The sequence below is a fragment of the Flavobacterium ichthyis genome, assembly GCF_009915155.1.
Taxonomy (GTDB): Bacteria; Bacteroidota; Bacteroidia; order Flavobacteriales; family Flavobacteriaceae; genus Flavobacterium; species Flavobacterium ichthyis.
Window position 1 is genome coordinate 152,849 of sequence record NZ_JAABLM010000002.1, and the last position, 17,705, is coordinate 170,553.

The window sequence follows — 17,705 nt, forward strand, 5'->3', positions numbered from 1 at the left end:
AACCGTTATATGCCATTTTAAACGAACACCTACCATAAATGAAAGCAATAGGAATAGAAATTGACAACGACAGAGCAATATTTTTTGCTTTGGAGGAAGTTGGAACTGACAAAAAAAACATCACAAATAATTTTAAGCAATTGAAATTAAATGATGATAAAGACAATTCGGAAATACAGAATTTTCAATCTATTGTTTTTAGCCATTTTGATTCTATAAATCCTGATAGAATTGCAATTCTTTCTAGACAAGGCAAAGGTCCTTATGCATCATCTTCCATTTCTTTTAAAATTGAGGCTTTAATTCAATGTTATACTAAAAAGAATATTGAATTTGTTTCACCACAAGGATTAACTGCCTTTTACAAAAAAAATACTTTTGATGTTGCTATTTCTCACAATTATCAAGAAAAGGCAGCAAAACTATCAAATAGCCTTCTTAAGAAATGAATGATTCAGCTGTAGACCCAAGGATTAAGAAATTCCTATCAGAGCAAGAAGACTTTTTGATTGACAGATATTCAAACAAAGGTGGTTTTGGCGAGTTATATTTTGGTAAGCGAAATATATTGGGAGATAGAGTTGCTCTAAAGTTTTATAATGTAAAAGATGGTTCTGGACACGAGGAAGCAAAACTTTTACTTACAATAACACACGATAATATATTACCAATTTTAGATGCAAGAATGATTGATGATGAAATCTCATTCTATTTGACACCTGAAATGAGCGGTGGAGATTTGCAAAATATTATTGATAATTATATTGTTGACACTACGATTGGGATAGAAATCGTTACAAACATTCTCAAAGCACTAACTGAACTTCATAAGAATGGAAATTCACTTGTTCATAGGGACTTAAAAACGGGCAATATTTTAGTTGACTTGAAAGACGGGGTAAAAACTTATCTCGCTGACTTTGGAACCATACGAAAGTTGCCTAATAATCAAGATTATGTCGCTGCTTCAACTTACTCATTTCTCTACAGACCTTGTGAAGCACTATTGGATAACAAATATTTTAAGACATCTGACATTTATCAAGTAGGAATTATTTTATATCAAGTTTTGGGTGGCAAATTTCCAATGAAAACACCTCACGAATGGTTAACAACAAGAGAACTTAAGAAGTATTATTCTTTTTCAACTGATGGAGAGAGGTTTGATTTTTTGAGGTTTACTTTAAACAATCTTATAATAAAGGGTAAACTTCTAAATTTCGATTCATTGCCACCATTTATTAATGCTCGATTGAAGACTATTATTAAAAAAGCAACAGCTATTGACCAAACTAAGAGATTTCAGTCTACATCCGAATTTATGAAAGCCTTGTTTGATTATCAAAAGACAGCGAAGAGATGGTGGCTTGAAAGTGATGTGATAAATGCGATTTGTCCCAAATCCAAAACTAAATACAAAATATTCAAAGATAAAGGTGGATTTTTGATACAACATTCAAAGGACGGAATTAATTGGAGAAAAAAATCACAAGGAACATTGAAAGAATTACTCAAAGAACTAGAATAAAAAACGGCATATAACAGCAGTTTGGCAAAATGGCGGGTTTAGTACTAATTTCAACAGCAGTTCTTCGATTGAACTTTTGTATAAAACTGAACATTTGTGATTCTAAATCCGCCACTTCGCCAAGCTGCAAATCGTTACAGGATATTGTATGACAATCTGTGCGTTAAAAGAACAAACAGAAGAAAATGGAATATTTAATTATAGCAGTTTTATTAATTATCTTATTTTTAGTAACTTTGCGGAAAGAAGAAATAACTAAAACAAAAGTTGTTTACATATCAAAACAAGATAATAACAGTATTATGAGTTATAGTCCAACAACAATAGCAAATTACTTCATACAAGAAAAAGCCAAATTTGGTAAGTTGACTTCAATGAAATTAATAAAACTAGTTTACATTTCTTACGCTTGGTATATCACATTAAAAGGGAAAGAAAATCCATTAACAACTGAGAAAGCTCAAGCTTGGAAATACGGTCCTGTATTCCCTTCTTTATATAAAGTGATAAAGAGCGAAGGCACTATAGAAGTTGAAAAACCTTTGCCTAACGATAAAGAAGAAGTTATTATAAATGAAGATGCTGAATTTTTAGACAAGATTTGGAGTCTATATGGAAAATATAACGGTGTAGAGTTGAGTGCTATGACACACGCAGAAAATACTCCTTGGAGAGAAGTTTATTGCAGAGATTGTAATTCAGAAATTCCAGACGATTTGATAATTAGACACTATACTCCGAAACTAAAATCTGCTTCGTAAGTGATTGATTTAAATAGATTACCTGATACGATTCCTGATAACTTCAGAGATGCGGATATTGACGAAGCGGTTTCTGATGTGAAATCGTGGAACAAAGATATTTCACCTGAAGAAGAAAGATACCGTGGAAATACAATTTTAAGAGATAATTTAGCAAAGGTTTTTACTATTGTTATAATATTTTGGTTAGTATCTGTTATTCTGATTTTAGTCGGTAATAATTGTAACCATTATAATTTAAGCGACACAGTATTAGTGACCCTTTTGACTACTACTACGATACAAGTTTTAGGATTGGTATATATCATACTTAAAGACTTATTTCCAGGCGGAAAAGATAAAGAAAAATCCGAATAAACAATATCGACAAATAACAACATCCTGTAACAGCGGTTTTGCAAGATGCGGACTAAAGGAATAATTTAATGGAGATTTTGTACTTGCGGAGTACAGTGATAAATATTAACAATCGGCAATTCGAGTTCCGCACCTCGCAAAGCCACAAAACGTTATCGGCAATATTCTAAAAACTATGGCACAAACAGTAGATTCTGCATTTAATGAATTTAATCGTGATTCTGTAAATTTAAATCCTGACAGGACAACTAAAGCTATTTCTAGCCGTGATTGGCTATGGGGACAATTAAACACATTAGATTCTAAAGAGGATTTAGATTTCCCGTTTAAATATCAAGATAAGCATATTAAATTTGGTTCCTTTGCAAGGAAAACTAAAATTAGAGAACTTGACGATATTGATATAATGTTCTGCTTAACTGCTAATGGAGCAACTTATCTTCAATCTGGAAGCGTGTATTATATACATACTCTTAATGCTGGAGATAGACTGAAAAAATTATCAGATAACGATGTGCTAAATTCAAGAAAAGTTGTTAATAAAGTAAAAAATTCACTCTCAAAAATTGAACAATACAACTCTGCTGAACTTCATTCAAGAGGTGAAGCAGCAACCTTAAGTCTTCAAAGTTATGAGTGGGTTTTCGATATAGTTCCTTGCTTTTACACCGATACTAATTTATACTTAATTCCAGATGGAAATGGAAATTGGAAAGCAACTGACCCAAGAATCGACCATGATTTAATTTCTTCTACAAATCAAAATTATAATGGACAAGTTTTACAATTAGTTAGAACATTAAAATATTGGAATAGACACAATTCATCTTGCACTATCGGTTCATATTTATTTGAACAATTAATTATCAATTTTGTAAATTCAAAAAGTGAATTGCAACAATGGATTGATTTTAATATTAGAGATTTTTTTGATTACTTGAAAACTTACATCTATTACGATGTTAATGATCCAAAAGGAATCCAAGGGAATTTAAATAATCTGTCATTTGAACAGAAGAAATCAATCTCAGAAAAAGCAAATTGGGCTTATGAAAAAGCTAAGGAAGCTATTTCGGCAGAAACCTCTGAAAAAAATCAAGAAAAAGCTATTAATAAATGGCGTGAAATATTTGGAACAAAATTCCCAACATATGGATAGAGGAAAAAAAATATTTGAAAAACAAAATATTGATATAAATATAGACAGACTTCTTGCACAAAGAAGACTATATACTAATGCAAAAAAAGTTAATTACTTTTTAATCGTATTAACTATCATAATTCCAATTATTATTTCATTTATTACTAATTTCTCTAAGATCGAAATTAATGAGAAACACTGGATTTTTGTTTTATTTACTGTTATTGCTATATTATTAGAAAAAATTTTTGAAATTTATATCGATAGATGCAAAAAAACAGCTGCTTCTATTCAAGAAGATTTTGACACAACAATCTTTCCGTTAAAAACAAATGAATTATTAAACACTACATTTGTTGATGCAGATGTAATTAGAAAATATTCTAGGAAAGATAGAAATAATCCTAATAAGATAACAAAAGTAACAAATTGGTATTCTAAAGAAATTCAAATAATTCCTACAAATGTTGCCATACTTTTCTGTCAAAGAATGAATATCTGTTATGACCAAAATATAAAAAAGAAATATAATCATCTTCTAATATTTTTATCAATACTAACATTTCTAATACTTCTGGGATTAGCCTTATCAAATGAATTTTCATTAATGAAGTTTATGATAGAGGTAATATTACCATCAATTCCGATTTTCACTTTTACATATAAAGAATATAACACTAGCTTGGAATCAGTCGATAATCTTCAAAAGTTAAGAGAAATCATTGAAGATAATTTAAAATCTATATCCATTAATGATACTATTGATGAAGATGAACTTAGAAGAATACAAGATAGAATTTATCAAAATAGAATTTTAAGCCCTTTAATTCCAGATTTTATATATAGTATTCTATGGACAAAATTAGAAGACCAAATGAATTATTCAGTAAAGACAAAAATTGAAGAAATGCAATAAAAATACTGCCGATAACAAGGGTTTGCCAAAAGCGGGGCTGAAGTTCTTCGATTGAAGACTTTTGCAAGGTTCAAGATTAGTAATTCTATAAAACTTTTGTGTTAAAAATCCCCGCCTTCGGCAAGCCCCGAAACGTTAGCGGTAATACAAACCGACAAACCACAAAAAAGAAAATAAGTATAAAAAACTATGACTGAAACAAGCGAAAAATTCACAAAGGATACTTTCAAATTTCATAAAGACAAGTTTCAACAACATTTGAAATCTATTAATGAAATCCAAGATTACACTATCATATATAGTAACTTTCTTTTAGAATTTCATCCATACTTTTCGGAAATGAACCAAATTGGAAAGGCAACTTTGTATAAAAGAGTACCTAAAGATTTGAAAGGCAAAATGGAAAATAGGTTTGTAAAAGAAACTTTATTTTTCTCAACCCAACTTGAAGAAAACTGGTTGAATGCCTGTTTTTACCAAATAAAAGATGAGAACAATAATAACATTGTCCTACAGTATGGCGGTAGCATTAAGAAACCTGAACTAAATCAAATTTATATTTCAATTTTTGACAACAACAGACTAACAAAAATATTGTCTTACCATTCAGATAAAAACTTTATGGAAGACATTTATAGTTACGACAAACAAGGAAGAATTGAGCAAATAATCAGAGAAGGATATTGGGGCAGTTCTAAAAATATTCTTCCAACAAGAACTTTCCGATTTGACTACGACGAAAATGACGAACCAACAATACTTAGTAAACAACTCAAAGCAAACGGACAAAACGAATTTGAACAAGTTTTTCCGAAAGTAAAGCGTTAAACCCAACAAAAATGTACTACCGCTAACAAGGGTTTTGCAATAGTGGGGCGAAACTGCAAAGTTCAACGGTAGTTCTTCGGTTCAACTTTTGTGCAAAATTGAAGATTTTTGCTTCGATTGCCCCACCATCGCAAAGCCCCGAACCGTTAGTGGCAAGCATAACACACGACAACGTAACATAGAAAAGACATAAAAAATATGAGCAAAATTTTAGGACTTGACCTTGGAACAAACTCGATTGGATGGGCAATTATAGACAACAGTTCAAACAAAATAATTGACTGCGGAGTTAGAATATTTCCAAACTCATTAAATAATGAAAGGTATTTAGCAAGACAACAACGAAGAGCAGAAAATAAAATGGTTCAAAGAACTTTTTTAACTAAACAAATTCGAGTTTTACTTAGACGAACACACCCTATTATATTAACCTTATATTTCACTTCTTTCGTAACTGCTCTTCTGACAATTTTGAATTTTAGTAATTGGGAGTTTTGGTTCAACTCTTTTTTGACAGCTTTACTTGCAACGCTTACTCTTTTACATTCTGACATTAAAAAGTAAAACCAATTTTAAGTACAAATGCTAATTGACACAACTTTTAACGTTTACACGGACGCAAATGGTGGCGACCCAGACAGAACAAGTCCAACACTTCGCTCATATCATAAAATATTATGGAGTAAACCATTGCCAAACGGAAAAACATTGGAATTGGACAACAAAAAAAGCGGAGCGTATTTATATCACAAATCGGAACTTGGAGAATTCAATTTAGGAAGTGATGCTATAACTCACTCGTACAGAAATCAGACGAGAAAACAATGGTTGATAAAACAAATTTCAAACGAAGTAAACGAACTCTTTGACATTGGTTCGACAATTGGTGCTTATACGCTTTTTCCGAAAAATAAAATAGATAACAAGTTTACAATCAATCAAGCTCGTGGAGTAAACAGCTTAATTGACGACAGATTTGACTTGACTTTGGAGTGTATCAGACTTTTTTATGAAGGACAACAAAGCCCACTTTACGATACATTACTAAGATATGAAAACTTCTTTAACTTGTTCGTGAACTTTAAAGGTTACATTGACTTCTTTTTACTGAACGACCTTGTTGACGAAAGTGAAAATATTCGATTTTACTTGCCGTTTGACAACTTTAAAACAAAGCCGACATTTACAAGCGTTGACGAATATTTAGTTTATAAGAAAAATGTAACAGACTTCATAAATGCACGAAATAAACGAATTGACAACTATGCCAACAAACAGACGACAGAACAGAATGCCAGCCACTAACAGCACCTACCCAAAAGTGGCGTCTCAGTGGTTAAATCAAGTTTTGTGCTTCTATCAAAGCTTGTGCTTGGTTGACAGTGAAGTGTTTCTAAATCGCCACCTTCGGGTAGCTGCAAACCGTTACCAGCAATTTAACCGCAAATCATAGAAAATCAGCCGTATATGATGAATTTCAAAGAAATTGATGAAAGAATTAACTACTTTCAAGAAGAACTAGAATTTAGCGCAAGATTGCTAAAAAGTAGAGAGATTTCTAGTGAAATAAATGCTGAAATATCAGACAATAAAAAAATGCAAATTGAGTTTTTTTCTTTTGTAACCTCAAGTTATATTGATTTGCTTTGTACTTATAGAAATCTCAAAAGAGCGAAATCAGATTGGGAAAAATTTTACAACATAAAAATTGCTTATTTATTCATTTACGAAACAATTAATACCTATCATAAATATAAAGGAGAAGTTTATAAAACTGTTACAAAGGAAGAGAAAGAAATTTATAAAAACTTCTTTGATATGCTTAACAGAGAACTTGCAGAATTTAAAATCACATACGATTATGATAATGTAATGGCGAAAGTTAGAAACAAATCATCAGCTCATTATGACAAAGACTTTTTAACTTATTATTCTAGTTATGAAATAATAGAAAATCCACAAACAAAAGAAATTATTCGAGATTTTTTATATTTTATTAATCCATTACATTATTTCACTTTTGGATTATTAAAAGGAGAAGTTGATGAATTTTTATTTATAAACAGTTGGATGATATAAACTGCTGGTAACAGCCGTTTGGCAAGATTGCGAATTTTGTTGTAAATTCACGTTTACGTTTCGCAAGAAATATTATCTTTAACGGAAAATATACGGTTACGAAATTCGCAACCTCGCCAAGCGGCAAAACGTTAGGGTGCATTTTAGAACAGACCGACAAAAAATCGTAAATTTGAACTATGAACGAGACGACAATATATTCAATAGGACACGGAAACAAAAAGATTGAGGACTTCATCAAAGAACTCAAAACTTTTGAAGTACAATTTCTCCTTGACATTCGGTCGAAACCGTTTTCAAAGTGGAATCCACAATTCAATCAAAATGAATTAAAGTTCAAACTTGAAGAAAATGGTATTAAATATGTTTTTGTTGGAGACACCTTAGGAGGTCTTCCTGAAGACAGAAGCTGTTATGACTATAATGGAAAAGTCGTTTATGACCTTATCAAAGAAAAAGACTTTTTCAAAGAAGGACTTGAAAGATTGACAACTGCAAATGAAAAACATATTAAGCTTGCAATTATGTGTAGCGAATCAAAGCCAGAAGAATGTCACAGAAGTAAACTAATTGGTCAAGAATTGCTTAAAAAGAAAATATCCTTAAAACATATAGTTTCTGACAAGTTAGTTAAAACACAAGAAATGGTTATGGCAGAACTAACCAAAGGAAAGGGAACGGTTGACCTTTTTGGTAACGAAATTGACTTCACATCACGAAAATCATATTAAAATGGAATTTTTTACAATAGGAGTCTATAACTCAACTGAACAAGAATACTTTAAGAAACTCACAGACAACAATATTGACACATTTTGTGACATTAGACAGCGAAGAGGTGTTAGAGGTTCGCAATATGCTTTTGTTAACAGTAATAGACTTCAACAGAAATTGAATGAACTTGATATTAAATACGGACACGTTATAGACCTTGCCCCAACAAGTGAAATAAGAGACCTCCAAAAAGAAGCAGATGAACAAAAAGGCGAATTAAAGCGTGACCGTAACAAATTGGGACAGGTTTTTACAATCGCATATAAAGACAGAATTTTAAGCAAATTTGATTTTGATTCATTCATAGACAAGTTAGATGAAGTAGGTGCAAATAGAGTGGTTTTATTTTGCGTTGAGGAAAATCCGGAAGCTTGTCATAGGTCAATAGTGACGGACAAATTGGAAAAACTCGGATATAAAATTACGCACCTATGAAAGACATCGTTTTAATTTTGTCAAAGACAAAAATGAATAATAATCAAGTTTGCGTTGGTGGTTTAACACTAAGCGGTAGGTATGTTAGATTAATGGATGAAAATGGTAATAATCAACCAGAAAACACTGACTTAGAACCAAAACAGGCTTGGGAAATAGAATTTGAAGAGAGACCTAATAATACACCACCTCACGTTGAAGATATTTTAGTTAGAAATAGAGTTCGCAAAGGAAATTTAAAGGATGGTATAACAATCAAAGATTTTATTGAAAAGCGAAACATTCCAATATGGAGTGGTCACCCTGATGAACTTTTTGATAAATTTATTCAATGGACTCAAAGTGGAAGTGGTTATATTGATAAAAATGGAGGTATTCCAAACCATAGTGTTGGTTTTTGGATAAGCGACAAAGATTTAAAGCGAAAAGACTATCAAGGAATTAGGTATCAATATCCCTCAACAAATGGTTGGCGTAGTTTGAAATTTAAAGGAACAGAAGAACCTGTTGACGTTATACCTGCTGGAACTTTACTAAGAGTTTCGCTTGCAAGATGGAAAGCTTTTAATGAAGGAGAGCAACCTAAATGTTGGCTTCAACTTTCAGGCTGGTACGACTTGGGAGAAAGTTCCAATGAAGATGACGACTTACCATTTTAGAAGAAAAACACACCCTAACAGGCGTTTGGCTCAATGGCGGGTGAAGTGGTTAATTGAAAATTCTGCCTCGCATCAACTTTTATGGTGTATTGACAGTTTTCTGCTCCGAAATCCGCCACTGCGCCAAGCGCCAAAACGTTATACGCCATTTCCTGCGGAAATGACTCAGATCGTTCACATGTGGCAAGACACTTTTCGGTTTGCAAAAACTTTTTCGGAATCAGGAAACGACCGCATAACAGGCGTTTGGCAAGATTGCGAATTTTGCAGTAAATTCACGTTTACATTTCGCAAGAAATTTTATCTTTGATGGAAAATAATCGGTTCCGAAGCTCGCAACCTCGCCAAGCTGCAAACCGTTACCAGCAAGCATAACAGAAGACACCAACAATGAAATTATCAGACTTGACAATTGAAAGTATAAAGGAATTTATTTCGGGCGACAATGGCTTGACTCCTGGACTTACTGGACCAAATATTTTAAAGTTATTTAATAAGGTTGGCTTCAAAGACGTATATAAGTGGGGGGACGGTGGAATGCCTAAAGGTTTAAGTCGAAATGCTTATGTTGTTGAAAAATTAGGTGAGATAAACGGAACGAAAGAAATGAAAAATCTTTTAGAAATAGTTTTTGATCCAAGACACTTTGCAATTGATACTAAGAAAAATATTGAAAAAGCAGTTGAAAAAATTAATCCGTTAATTCAACAAGACGGTTTTCGACTTGAAAATATTGATGGACGATATCGAGTTATTGGGGCGAACCTTCCAGACGAAATTGAAGTTGAAATTCACTTTGAAGACATACAAAACCAAATAATCGAACAAATTAAAACTGCCAAATTTTCTATTTGGATTGCGGTTGCTTGGTTTACAGACAAGACGTTATTTGACCTTTTAATTGCCAAAAAACAAGAAGGTCTTAATATTCAAATTATCGTAATTAATGACGACATAAACAAAAACTACGGTTTACCTTACGAAGAACATTTTGAGACATACCGTGTAAATCCAACTGGAAAGTATCAAAACATAATGCATCATAAATTTTGTGTAATAGACCTTAAGACAATTATTCACGGCTCTTACAACTGGACAAATAAAGCTCGCTGGAATAAAGAGACAATTTCTATTGACATAAGTAGGGAACTTGCCGAAAAATTTGCATCAGTATTCATAACCTTAAAAACATAAATAATGGACTTACAAAAGATTAAAGAAAAAGTAGATTCAATCTCTAAAAACAAAAGCATTCACGAACAGGAAATTTATTCAGCGATTGATTCGTTTTTAGAATCGAACTTTAATTATGAAGTTCCTTCTGATGAAGTTATTCCAATCTTAGAAGAAATCAAAAAGAAAATCCTTGTTAAACTTTATCGAAGCGATAGACACAGAATTGGTGTGAATCGGGCAACTAAATACGACCAACTTTTTGATTTAGATGGTATCGAAATGAAATATTTAGACCGAGCATTTACAGAATTAGAATCTGATGGACAAGTTTCAAGTGTTATGTTTGAAATTTCGTTGACTGAAAAGGGAATAATGACCGTAAGAAATGCCAGCTGGTAACAGGCGTTTGGCTCAATGGCGGATGAAGTGGTTAATTGAACATTCTACCTCGCATCAACTTTTGTGGTGTATTGACAGTTTTCTGTTCCGAAATCCACCACTGCGCCAAGCGCCAAAAACGTTGTACCTCATTGTAACCAAAAATCCGTATAAAACAATGGTATATCGTTACTAAAAAACTAAAACACTAATGAGTGAAAATGAAAAATTCCAAGCAGTATTTACTTGGAACTTAAAAAAGCCGACATTTGAAGTTGGAGAGAACACAACACCAAAAGAAGAACTAAATTATGAAATGCCTAACTGTTCTCCACAAAAGACAGAATAGATTCAACGGAAGGTAATTGAACTTTATCTTCAGCTAAACCTAAATCATAACTATGTTTCTTAATAGAAAATTGAATGAACTTTGCTAAAAAATCATTATCAAATTCTATATATGTAGTTTGTTCAAAATGTAAAATAATCTGTTCTTGTCTTTCATAACTATTATTAGTTTCATCAGTTAAAACAGATTGTACAGAGATTAAACTTCCGTTTGGATGTGGTTCACTTCCAAAATCATATTTAGATGTGTGTAATTGTTCTTTATTTGTAGCTTGACCTTGTGGAGAATCTGCTCTTGAAACTAAAGTAAAGTTTATATTTTCTAACATAATAAATAAGTTTTTGCCGAAAGTACTAAAATAAACTAAATTTGACAAGCGGAAGTATGAAAAAAACAACGAAGGTACAACAGTGGTTTTGCTCAATGGCGAAGCCAAGGATTTATCAGAAAAGTTTCGGCGAGAAACTAAAAAACAGTAAAAATTTATTAACGGTAGTGCTTAATCCTCGCCACTAAGCAAAGCCACAAAACGTTGTGCGACATTGCAAACGACGACCTGATTAAAATAGAACATTTTATGGAATATAATGATTTTAGAAAATTCACTTATGCAACTACTTTTGATTCTGCTTTCAAAAGAGCCGAAATTGCATTACAAAACAAAGACTTTGAAGGAGCTATTTTAGATTTCTCGCAAGCATTAGAATTTGAACCAAATTCTATAGAAGCGAATGTTCATAAAGCACTTTGTTTAATCGCTTTAAAAAGATACACTTCAGCAATTCCAATAGCAGAAAAACTTATTAAGTTAGACCCAGATTCGTCTACTCATTATGCAACGTTAGCAACTTGCTATTTTGAAATGCAAAAATATGTTGAAGCAGATAATTACTTTAGTAAAGCAATAGAAATTAAACCTGATGATTATCCTTTGTATGTTTACAGAGGAGAATCCAGATTTAAAGCAAAAAATTATTCGGCGGCTTTTTTTGATTTCACAAAATGTATAGAAATGCAACCAACAATTTTAGGAGCGTATGATTTTCGTGGTAGAACAAGAGGAGTTTTGAAAGATTATAAAGGAGCAATCGCTGATTTTTTACATATTCTAAATCATAAACCAGATAGTGGTGAAATCCTTTTTCAATTAGGTGTTTCATATCTTCATGACAATCAAATTGAACTTGGTGAGAAAGCTTTGAGAAAAGCCGAAAAATTGGGATTGCAAAAAGCCACAGACATTTTGAATAGCAAACATTAAGCAACGATCGCACAACAGCGGTTATCAGCTATAGCTGGTTTTTCTTAAGTTGTTCTTCTTTTTTCACGCAAAACTATTATCTTAGCAGACAGTACGCAGTTCGTTGGCTTCGCTACAGACTGATAGCCGCGAAACGTTAGCCCTCATTATAAAGCAGACCGACACAGAATAAAATTATGAGCAAAAAAAAGCCAATACAAACAGACGAGCAAAGTTTAGGTGATATTGGAGAGAGAACAGTTCAGCTTATACTAACAAAATATAAGTGGACTGCTGATATTATTAACAGTGATTTTGGAGAAGATATTGATTGTAATGTCTTTATCAATAACACTAGGACAAATTATCATTTACGTTGTCAAGTAAAATCAACAACTAAGGACAGCGATTATGTGAAAAAATTAAATGACGGTGATTATAGTGTTTCAATTAGTTCAGGTTTGTTGAAAGCTTGGTTATCAAGTTATTTCCCTGTATTCTTGATTATTTACGAAGAAGATTCTGATTTGTGTTATTGGACAAATCCTGTTAAACAAATTCTTGAAAATCCATCTAAGCTTGAAAGAGATAATCCTTCTATTAGAGTTTCGAAAGATAATTTGTTTAATATGGAGTCTAGAGATAGTGTGTTAAGCGAAGTAAAACAATTTTATCATAAGATTCAGCGATTAGAGGAAGCAACCGTATCATGTAAGGTTACACCAGTACTGATGCCCAATTATCGTGTTATACCATTTCATCATTTTTCACAATATATTTATGATGAGAGTAATTTAAAAGCTGAGATAGGAGGCGATTTCTTAGAATTGCTACCATCATGGATGACTATATTAAAAAGACTTGACCCATCAAATGCATTGCCATCTATTAAGTTTAGTTCAACCAAAACTGACTTAGATGATTTTCTGACAATGTTAAAACAGAAATTAAAGAATTTTAATTATCCAACGAAAGAAAACGAGTGGATTTCATTTGTAGTAAGTCCAATTGAAATAGAATCAAATAATTCATCATGGTTTAATCAACTTACATTTTGGACTTCATACTCTAAAATTGGAGAAAATTTAGTTAATGATGTTGAGTATAATTTTGAAGTCCCAACTGGTTTTCTTGGTCAAATAAGTCGGAGAGCTAGGAGCTGGGACTATTGCCATTATGTGAGTCCAAAGAAAGATTTTGCTATTCAATTTTTCAGTTGTAATGAAGTTACTCCTTCACTTCAAAATATTGACAAGGTACATAGTCAAAACATTAAAGGACAATTAGTTTTTTGGGAGTGTAAGAAGGAAGAGTTAGAAAATGTTGCAAAAATAATTTCAAACTATGAGTTAGTATTAAAGTTAATTGACGATAGTACAGAATTTTGTTTAATCGCCATTACGAACCCGATGTTTGAACCATTTATGGGTATGTATAGTGTTGCAATGGATTGGGATAGCTTTGAAAATGGAGGTGTGAGAAATAAGTTGGAGAAGAACAAATTGGTTAATATTATTCCAGGGAATGAATACAAAGGAAAAATTCCTGATTTTTTAGACGAGGTTTTGAATAAATTTGAAAATAGGAGTTATAAAAAGGCAATTGTAACTGAAATGGAATTTATAGCTGGATTCCCTTTGATGCATGACGAAAGGGAAATTCATGTTTCTAGATTTCAAATGATTCAGCCAATGGAGGCTCAAAAAATTGAAGTAAAAACAAAAAATATTAAGACTGAAGTAAATAGAAAGAATTTCCAAATTGATTTCGGATTAAAGGATGATTCAATGTGGAATTTGCCAATTTATGAATTATTAATTTCGTGGTCTCCAAATTTACTTAAATCATCTAAGGATGATTTTCTTGAAATGGAAACAGAAATCTTGAAAATTATGGATGATATTATGCCAACAAAACAAGACGATGAAATTCAATTAAAAAATACATTTGAAATACTCCACATTGCTGGAGAAATCGGATTTGAAAAGAATAACGAGGGCTAACAGGCGTTTGGCAAAAAAGCGGGTTCAGTGGTTAAATGAAGCTTTGTGCTTCGTATCAAACTCAGTGCTGGCAGACAGTTTAGTGCTTCGAAATCCGCTTCTTCGCCAAGCGCCAAAACGTTACCGGCAAGCTCACAAAAAATACCTTAAAAATGTGTCAATTTAACTTTCTAATAATAGAAAATAATGCTGTCGAAAATGTAATCATAGAAGTTGGAAAAGCTTCTGATTTTCGGTTTCAAAATGTATTGACAAAATTTTCAATTCCTAATCTAAATTCTTATGTAACTGATCTTGGAGAAGATAATTGCAATTGTGGTTCTGTAATTGGTTGCAGTAAATGGAGAGAAGATGAAAAATTCAACATAGAAAAAGATACTCAAAAAACCGCATCGAGCAATTATTACTTAAGAAACAAGAGCAGTTTAATTTGAAAAAAAATCAAACTAAAAACTCAGAACATAAAGAAGCTGAAAAATGGATTAAGTTTTTCAATGAGTTGAAAAAAGAAAAGTTTGCAAATAAAGTTGGATTAATTTTTCATCAATACAAAAGTCAAGTTTCAGAAGAACTTGTGAAAATAGAGGAAGATAATTTGGATGTAGAAAAAGTGAATTTAGAAACTTTGAAAAGTATGATGGAAAACAAATTATACTGGATAAAATTATAAAGCCAGCCGGTAACAGCGGTTTCGCGCTATTGCTAGTTTTTCTTGATTTGAACTTCTTTCTTCACGAAAATATTTTATCTTAGCAGAAAGTACTCAAGCCGCTGGCATCGCAACAGTCGCAAATCGGCAAACCGTTAGCGGGCATTGTATATGAGACGACAGACAAATAAAATATTACTTTGGACAGGACTGATAACATTATTCATTGGTATCGGACTGAACATTTTAATGTTTGTATCACAAGCCTGGCCGACTTATTTGTTTTTCATTTTATGCGGTATCGGACTAACACAAATCTTAATTGCAATAGGGTTTAAAAACATAAAGACTGGTTGGCAGATATTTTGGGGACTTTTACCATTTCTTGTGCTTTACGGACTTATTGAAAAAGACAGTGCTTCCTATGACATTTTTCTAATTCCGGACAACTACAAAGGACAAGTAGTTATTGAATACGGAGTTCAAGACGGAGCAGAAAAAGAATTTGACGGAAAATGGAGAATTTACAGAATTCCAGACAACGGATACTTAAAGACAAAGTTTACAATCAAAGGCAATTCTATAAGACTCTCAGGTTCCAAATACTTTTATGTGGACAAAGGCGGAAATAGAAAAGAAATTAAACACTATTGCGAACATTGCAAAGACAAAGACACAACAAGCGTTCAAGTAATTTATGGTTCATTAGGAACAAGTAACGACAAAACATTTCAGGACTTCATTATTGATATTCCAAATAGTGAATACAAAAATAAAGACTATTCAATACAAAAAACATTTGACCGACTTGACAACGAATAAAGAACAACGACCCGCTAACATGGGTTTTGCGATAGTGGGGCGAAACTGCAAAGTTCAACGGTTGTTCTTAGGTTCAACTTTTGTGAAAAATTGAAGATTTGTGCTTCGATTGCCCCACCATCGCAAAGCCGAAACGTTATAGGCAACCTTAAGAAAACGATAATGAGATTGTTACCAAAACAAATATGGAAGGAAGAGTTTCAATACTATTCAGACAAATCTGTTGACGGATTGAAATCTGAAATTCAACAACTTTTTGACAAAACAAAAGGTTGGAATTTTTCAGTGAACTTGACAGGAGAGTTTATATCAGAGTATGAGTTTAAAATGACTCCAAAATGGCAATTCGCTATTATCAAAAGCTTTGAAAGAGAAGTGTCTTATCTTAATGGACAAATCTTTTCTGATGAATTTAAACGGACACGTGTAACCTTTACTGTTCGACCAAATTCAATTTTTTTAATTTTCTTCTTTGTGTTTCCATTGTTTGGATTGTTCACATTAACAACAGACAACATAAAAGGAGATATAAACGATGCTCGAATTGTGGGTGCCGTTTTCACCTTGACTGTGCCTGCATTAATGTTAGTATTTGGACACTTTGCAAAACAAGGAATTAAGAATCGGTTTGTAAAAACATTTGACTTAAGACCAGTTGTATAAATTGGTAAAATGACCGACAGAAAGGCTGCCTATAACACGGGTTTTGCGTCAGGCGGGCTGACGTGCAATCTTGGAGCTTTGTGCTTCTAATGAACTTTAGTAATAAAATGAAACTTTGTGCTCCGAAACCCGCCCGAACGCAAAGCCCGAAACCGTTACCAGCAATTTAACCGCAAATCATAGAAAATCAGCCGTATATGATGAATTTCAAAGAAATTGATGAAAGAATTAACCACTTTCAAGAAGAACTAGAATTTAGCGCAAGATTGCTAAAAAGTAGAGAGATTTCTAGTGAAATAAATGCTGAAATATCAGACAATAAAAAAATGCAAATTGAGTTTTTTTCTTTTGTAACCTCAAGTTATATTGATTTGCTTTGTACTTATAGAAATCTCAAAAGAGCGAAATCAGATTGGGAAAAATTTTACAACATAAAAATTGCTTATTTATTCATTTACGAAACAATTAATACCTATCATAAATATAAAGGAGAAGTTTATAAAACTGTTACAAAGGAAGAGAAAGAAATTTATAAAAACTTCTTTGATATGCTTAACAGAGAACTTGCAGAATTTAAAATCACATACGATTATGATAATGTAATGGCGAAAGTTAGAAACAAATCATCAGCTCATTATGACAAAGACTTTTTAACTTATTATTCTAGTTATGAAATAATAGAAAATCCACAAACAAAAGAAATTATTCGAGATTTTTTATATTTTATTAATCCATTACATTATTTCACTTTTGGATTATTAAAAGGAGAAGTTGATGAATTTTTATTTATAAACAGTTGGATGATATAAACTGCTGGTAACAGCCGTTTGGCAAGATTGCGAATTTTGTTGTAAATTCACGTTTACGTTTCGCAAGAAATATTATCTTTAACGGAAAATATACGGTTATGAAATTCGCAACCTCGCCAAGCGGCAAAACGTTACCAG

The 17,705-nt window shown here is 32.2% G+C and carries 25 protein-coding genes; 24 read left to right on the top strand and 1 reads right to left on the bottom strand.

The window, feature by feature from the left end:
- Window positions 1-38: 38 nt before the first annotated feature.
- From GV828_RS02380 to GV828_RS02460, 17 genes are all read left to right on the top strand, one after another.
- A complete protein-coding gene (locus GV828_RS02380; RefSeq protein WP_166535866.1) occupies window positions 39-449 on the top strand; it encodes a DUF3010 family protein in 411 nt (136 codons plus the stop codon).
- Window positions 446-1,528, top strand: coding sequence for a protein kinase domain-containing protein (locus GV828_RS02385; RefSeq protein ID WP_166535867.1), 1,083 nt, complete (start codon window positions 446-448; stop codon window positions 1,526-1,528). Before GV828_RS02380 ends, GV828_RS02385 begins: the two co-directional genes overlap by 4 nt.
- A gap of 185 nt (window positions 1,529-1,713) precedes the next feature.
- The gene (locus tag GV828_RS02390) at window positions 1,714-2,289 is read left to right on the top strand and encodes a Panacea domain-containing protein (RefSeq protein WP_235935400.1); all 576 of its coding nucleotides are present in this window, start codon (window positions 1,714-1,716) and stop codon (window positions 2,287-2,289) included.
- Entirely contained in the window at window positions 2,290-2,646 is a 357-nt protein-coding gene (locus GV828_RS02395; protein ID WP_166535868.1) for a hypothetical protein, read from the top strand. It begins immediately after the preceding gene.
- Between the two features lie 175 nt (window positions 2,647-2,821).
- A complete protein-coding gene (locus GV828_RS02400) occupies window positions 2,822-3,805 on the top strand; it encodes an SMODS domain-containing nucleotidyltransferase (RefSeq protein ID WP_166535869.1) in 984 nt (327 codons plus the stop codon).
- Complete coding sequence (locus GV828_RS02405; RefSeq protein WP_166535870.1) at window positions 3,798-4,703, top strand: S-4TM family putative pore-forming effector; 906 nt, start codon at window positions 3,798-3,800, stop codon at window positions 4,701-4,703. The genes GV828_RS02400 and GV828_RS02405 overlap by 8 nt, the downstream gene beginning before the upstream one ends.
- 189 nt (window positions 4,704-4,892) lie before the next feature.
- A complete protein-coding gene (locus tag GV828_RS02410; protein WP_166535871.1) occupies window positions 4,893-5,531 on the top strand; it encodes a hypothetical protein in 639 nt (212 codons plus the stop codon).
- Between the two features lie 198 nt (window positions 5,532-5,729).
- Window positions 5,730-6,095, top strand: a complete 366-nt coding sequence (locus tag GV828_RS02415) for a hypothetical protein (protein WP_166535872.1) — start codon at window positions 5,730-5,732, stop codon at window positions 6,093-6,095.
- 18 nt (window positions 6,096-6,113) lie between these two features.
- The gene (locus GV828_RS02420) at window positions 6,114-6,836 is read left to right on the top strand and encodes a DUF6994 family protein (RefSeq protein WP_166535873.1); all 723 of its coding nucleotides are present in this window, start codon (window positions 6,114-6,116) and stop codon (window positions 6,834-6,836) included.
- Window positions 6,837-6,998: 162 nt separating this feature from the next.
- Window positions 6,999-7,610 (top strand): hypothetical protein, encoded by a 612-nt coding sequence (locus GV828_RS02425; RefSeq protein ID WP_166535874.1) that lies wholly within the window; start codon window positions 6,999-7,001, stop codon window positions 7,608-7,610.
- Window positions 7,611-7,789: 179 nt separating this feature from the next.
- The gene (locus GV828_RS02430) at window positions 7,790-8,341 is read left to right on the top strand and encodes a DUF488 domain-containing protein (protein WP_166535875.1); all 552 of its coding nucleotides are present in this window, start codon (window positions 7,790-7,792) and stop codon (window positions 8,339-8,341) included.
- Window positions 8,313-8,819 (top strand): DUF488 domain-containing protein, encoded by a 507-nt coding sequence (locus GV828_RS02435; protein ID WP_208103126.1) that lies wholly within the window; start codon window positions 8,313-8,315, stop codon window positions 8,817-8,819. The genes GV828_RS02430 and GV828_RS02435 overlap by 29 nt, the downstream gene beginning before the upstream one ends.
- Window positions 8,816-9,478: a dual OB domain-containing protein gene (locus tag GV828_RS02440; RefSeq protein ID WP_166535876.1), complete on the top strand. Its 663-nt coding sequence runs from the start codon at window positions 8,816-8,818 to the stop codon at window positions 9,476-9,478. Before GV828_RS02435 ends, GV828_RS02440 begins: the two co-directional genes overlap by 4 nt.
- Complete coding sequence (locus GV828_RS02445; RefSeq protein WP_208103127.1) at window positions 9,459-9,788, top strand: hypothetical protein; 330 nt, start codon at window positions 9,459-9,461, stop codon at window positions 9,786-9,788. Before GV828_RS02440 ends, GV828_RS02445 begins: the two co-directional genes overlap by 20 nt.
- Before the next feature lie 80 nt (window positions 9,789-9,868).
- Window positions 9,869-10,672: a phospholipase D-like domain-containing protein gene (locus tag GV828_RS02450; RefSeq protein WP_166535878.1), complete on the top strand. Its 804-nt coding sequence runs from the start codon at window positions 9,869-9,871 to the stop codon at window positions 10,670-10,672.
- A gap of 3 nt (window positions 10,673-10,675) precedes the next feature.
- Window positions 10,676-11,053 (top strand): hypothetical protein, encoded by a 378-nt coding sequence (locus tag GV828_RS02455; protein ID WP_166535879.1) that lies wholly within the window; start codon window positions 10,676-10,678, stop codon window positions 11,051-11,053.
- Window positions 11,054-11,075: 22 nt separating this feature from the next.
- Window positions 11,076-11,228, top strand: a complete 153-nt coding sequence (locus tag GV828_RS02460; protein WP_166535880.1) for a hypothetical protein — start codon at window positions 11,076-11,078, stop codon at window positions 11,226-11,228.
- A 124-nt stretch (window positions 11,229-11,352) separates the two neighbouring features.
- Here the strand turns inward: GV828_RS02460 and GV828_RS02465 are convergent, their stop codons facing one another.
- The gene (locus tag GV828_RS02465) at window positions 11,353-11,709 is read right to left on the bottom strand and encodes a hypothetical protein (RefSeq protein WP_166535881.1); all 357 of its coding nucleotides are present in this window, start codon (window positions 11,707-11,709) and stop codon (window positions 11,353-11,355) included.
- Window positions 11,710-11,913: 204 nt separating this feature from the next.
- On the opposite strand from GV828_RS02465, the gene GV828_RS02470 reads away from it, so the two are divergent.
- The 7 genes from GV828_RS02470 (at window position 11,914) to GV828_RS02500 (ending at window position 17,567) form a co-directional block, all read left to right on the top strand.
- Window positions 11,914-12,642 (top strand): tetratricopeptide repeat protein, encoded by a 729-nt coding sequence (locus tag GV828_RS02470; protein WP_166535882.1) that lies wholly within the window; start codon window positions 11,914-11,916, stop codon window positions 12,640-12,642.
- Between the two features lie 176 nt (window positions 12,643-12,818).
- The gene (locus GV828_RS02475; RefSeq protein ID WP_166535883.1) at window positions 12,819-14,624 is read left to right on the top strand and encodes a DUF4365 domain-containing protein; all 1,806 of its coding nucleotides are present in this window, start codon (window positions 12,819-12,821) and stop codon (window positions 14,622-14,624) included.
- Window positions 14,625-14,776: 152 nt separating this feature from the next.
- Window positions 14,777-15,058: a hypothetical protein gene (locus GV828_RS02480; RefSeq protein WP_166535884.1), complete on the top strand. Its 282-nt coding sequence runs from the start codon at window positions 14,777-14,779 to the stop codon at window positions 15,056-15,058.
- Entirely contained in the window at window positions 15,055-15,294 is a 240-nt protein-coding gene (locus GV828_RS02485; RefSeq protein ID WP_166535885.1) for a hypothetical protein, read from the top strand. Before GV828_RS02480 ends, GV828_RS02485 begins: the two co-directional genes overlap by 4 nt.
- 150 nt (window positions 15,295-15,444) lie before the next feature.
- Window positions 15,445-16,095, top strand: coding sequence for a DUF6843 domain-containing protein (locus tag GV828_RS02490; RefSeq protein WP_166535886.1), 651 nt, complete (start codon window positions 15,445-15,447; stop codon window positions 16,093-16,095).
- Between the two features lie 162 nt (window positions 16,096-16,257).
- Window positions 16,258-16,758 (top strand): hypothetical protein, encoded by a 501-nt coding sequence (locus tag GV828_RS02495; RefSeq protein ID WP_166535887.1) that lies wholly within the window; start codon window positions 16,258-16,260, stop codon window positions 16,756-16,758.
- 197 nt (window positions 16,759-16,955) lie between these two features.
- Entirely contained in the window at window positions 16,956-17,567 is a 612-nt protein-coding gene (locus GV828_RS02500; protein ID WP_166535888.1) for a hypothetical protein, read from the top strand.
- The last annotated feature ends 138 nt before the right edge of the window (window positions 17,568-17,705 follow it).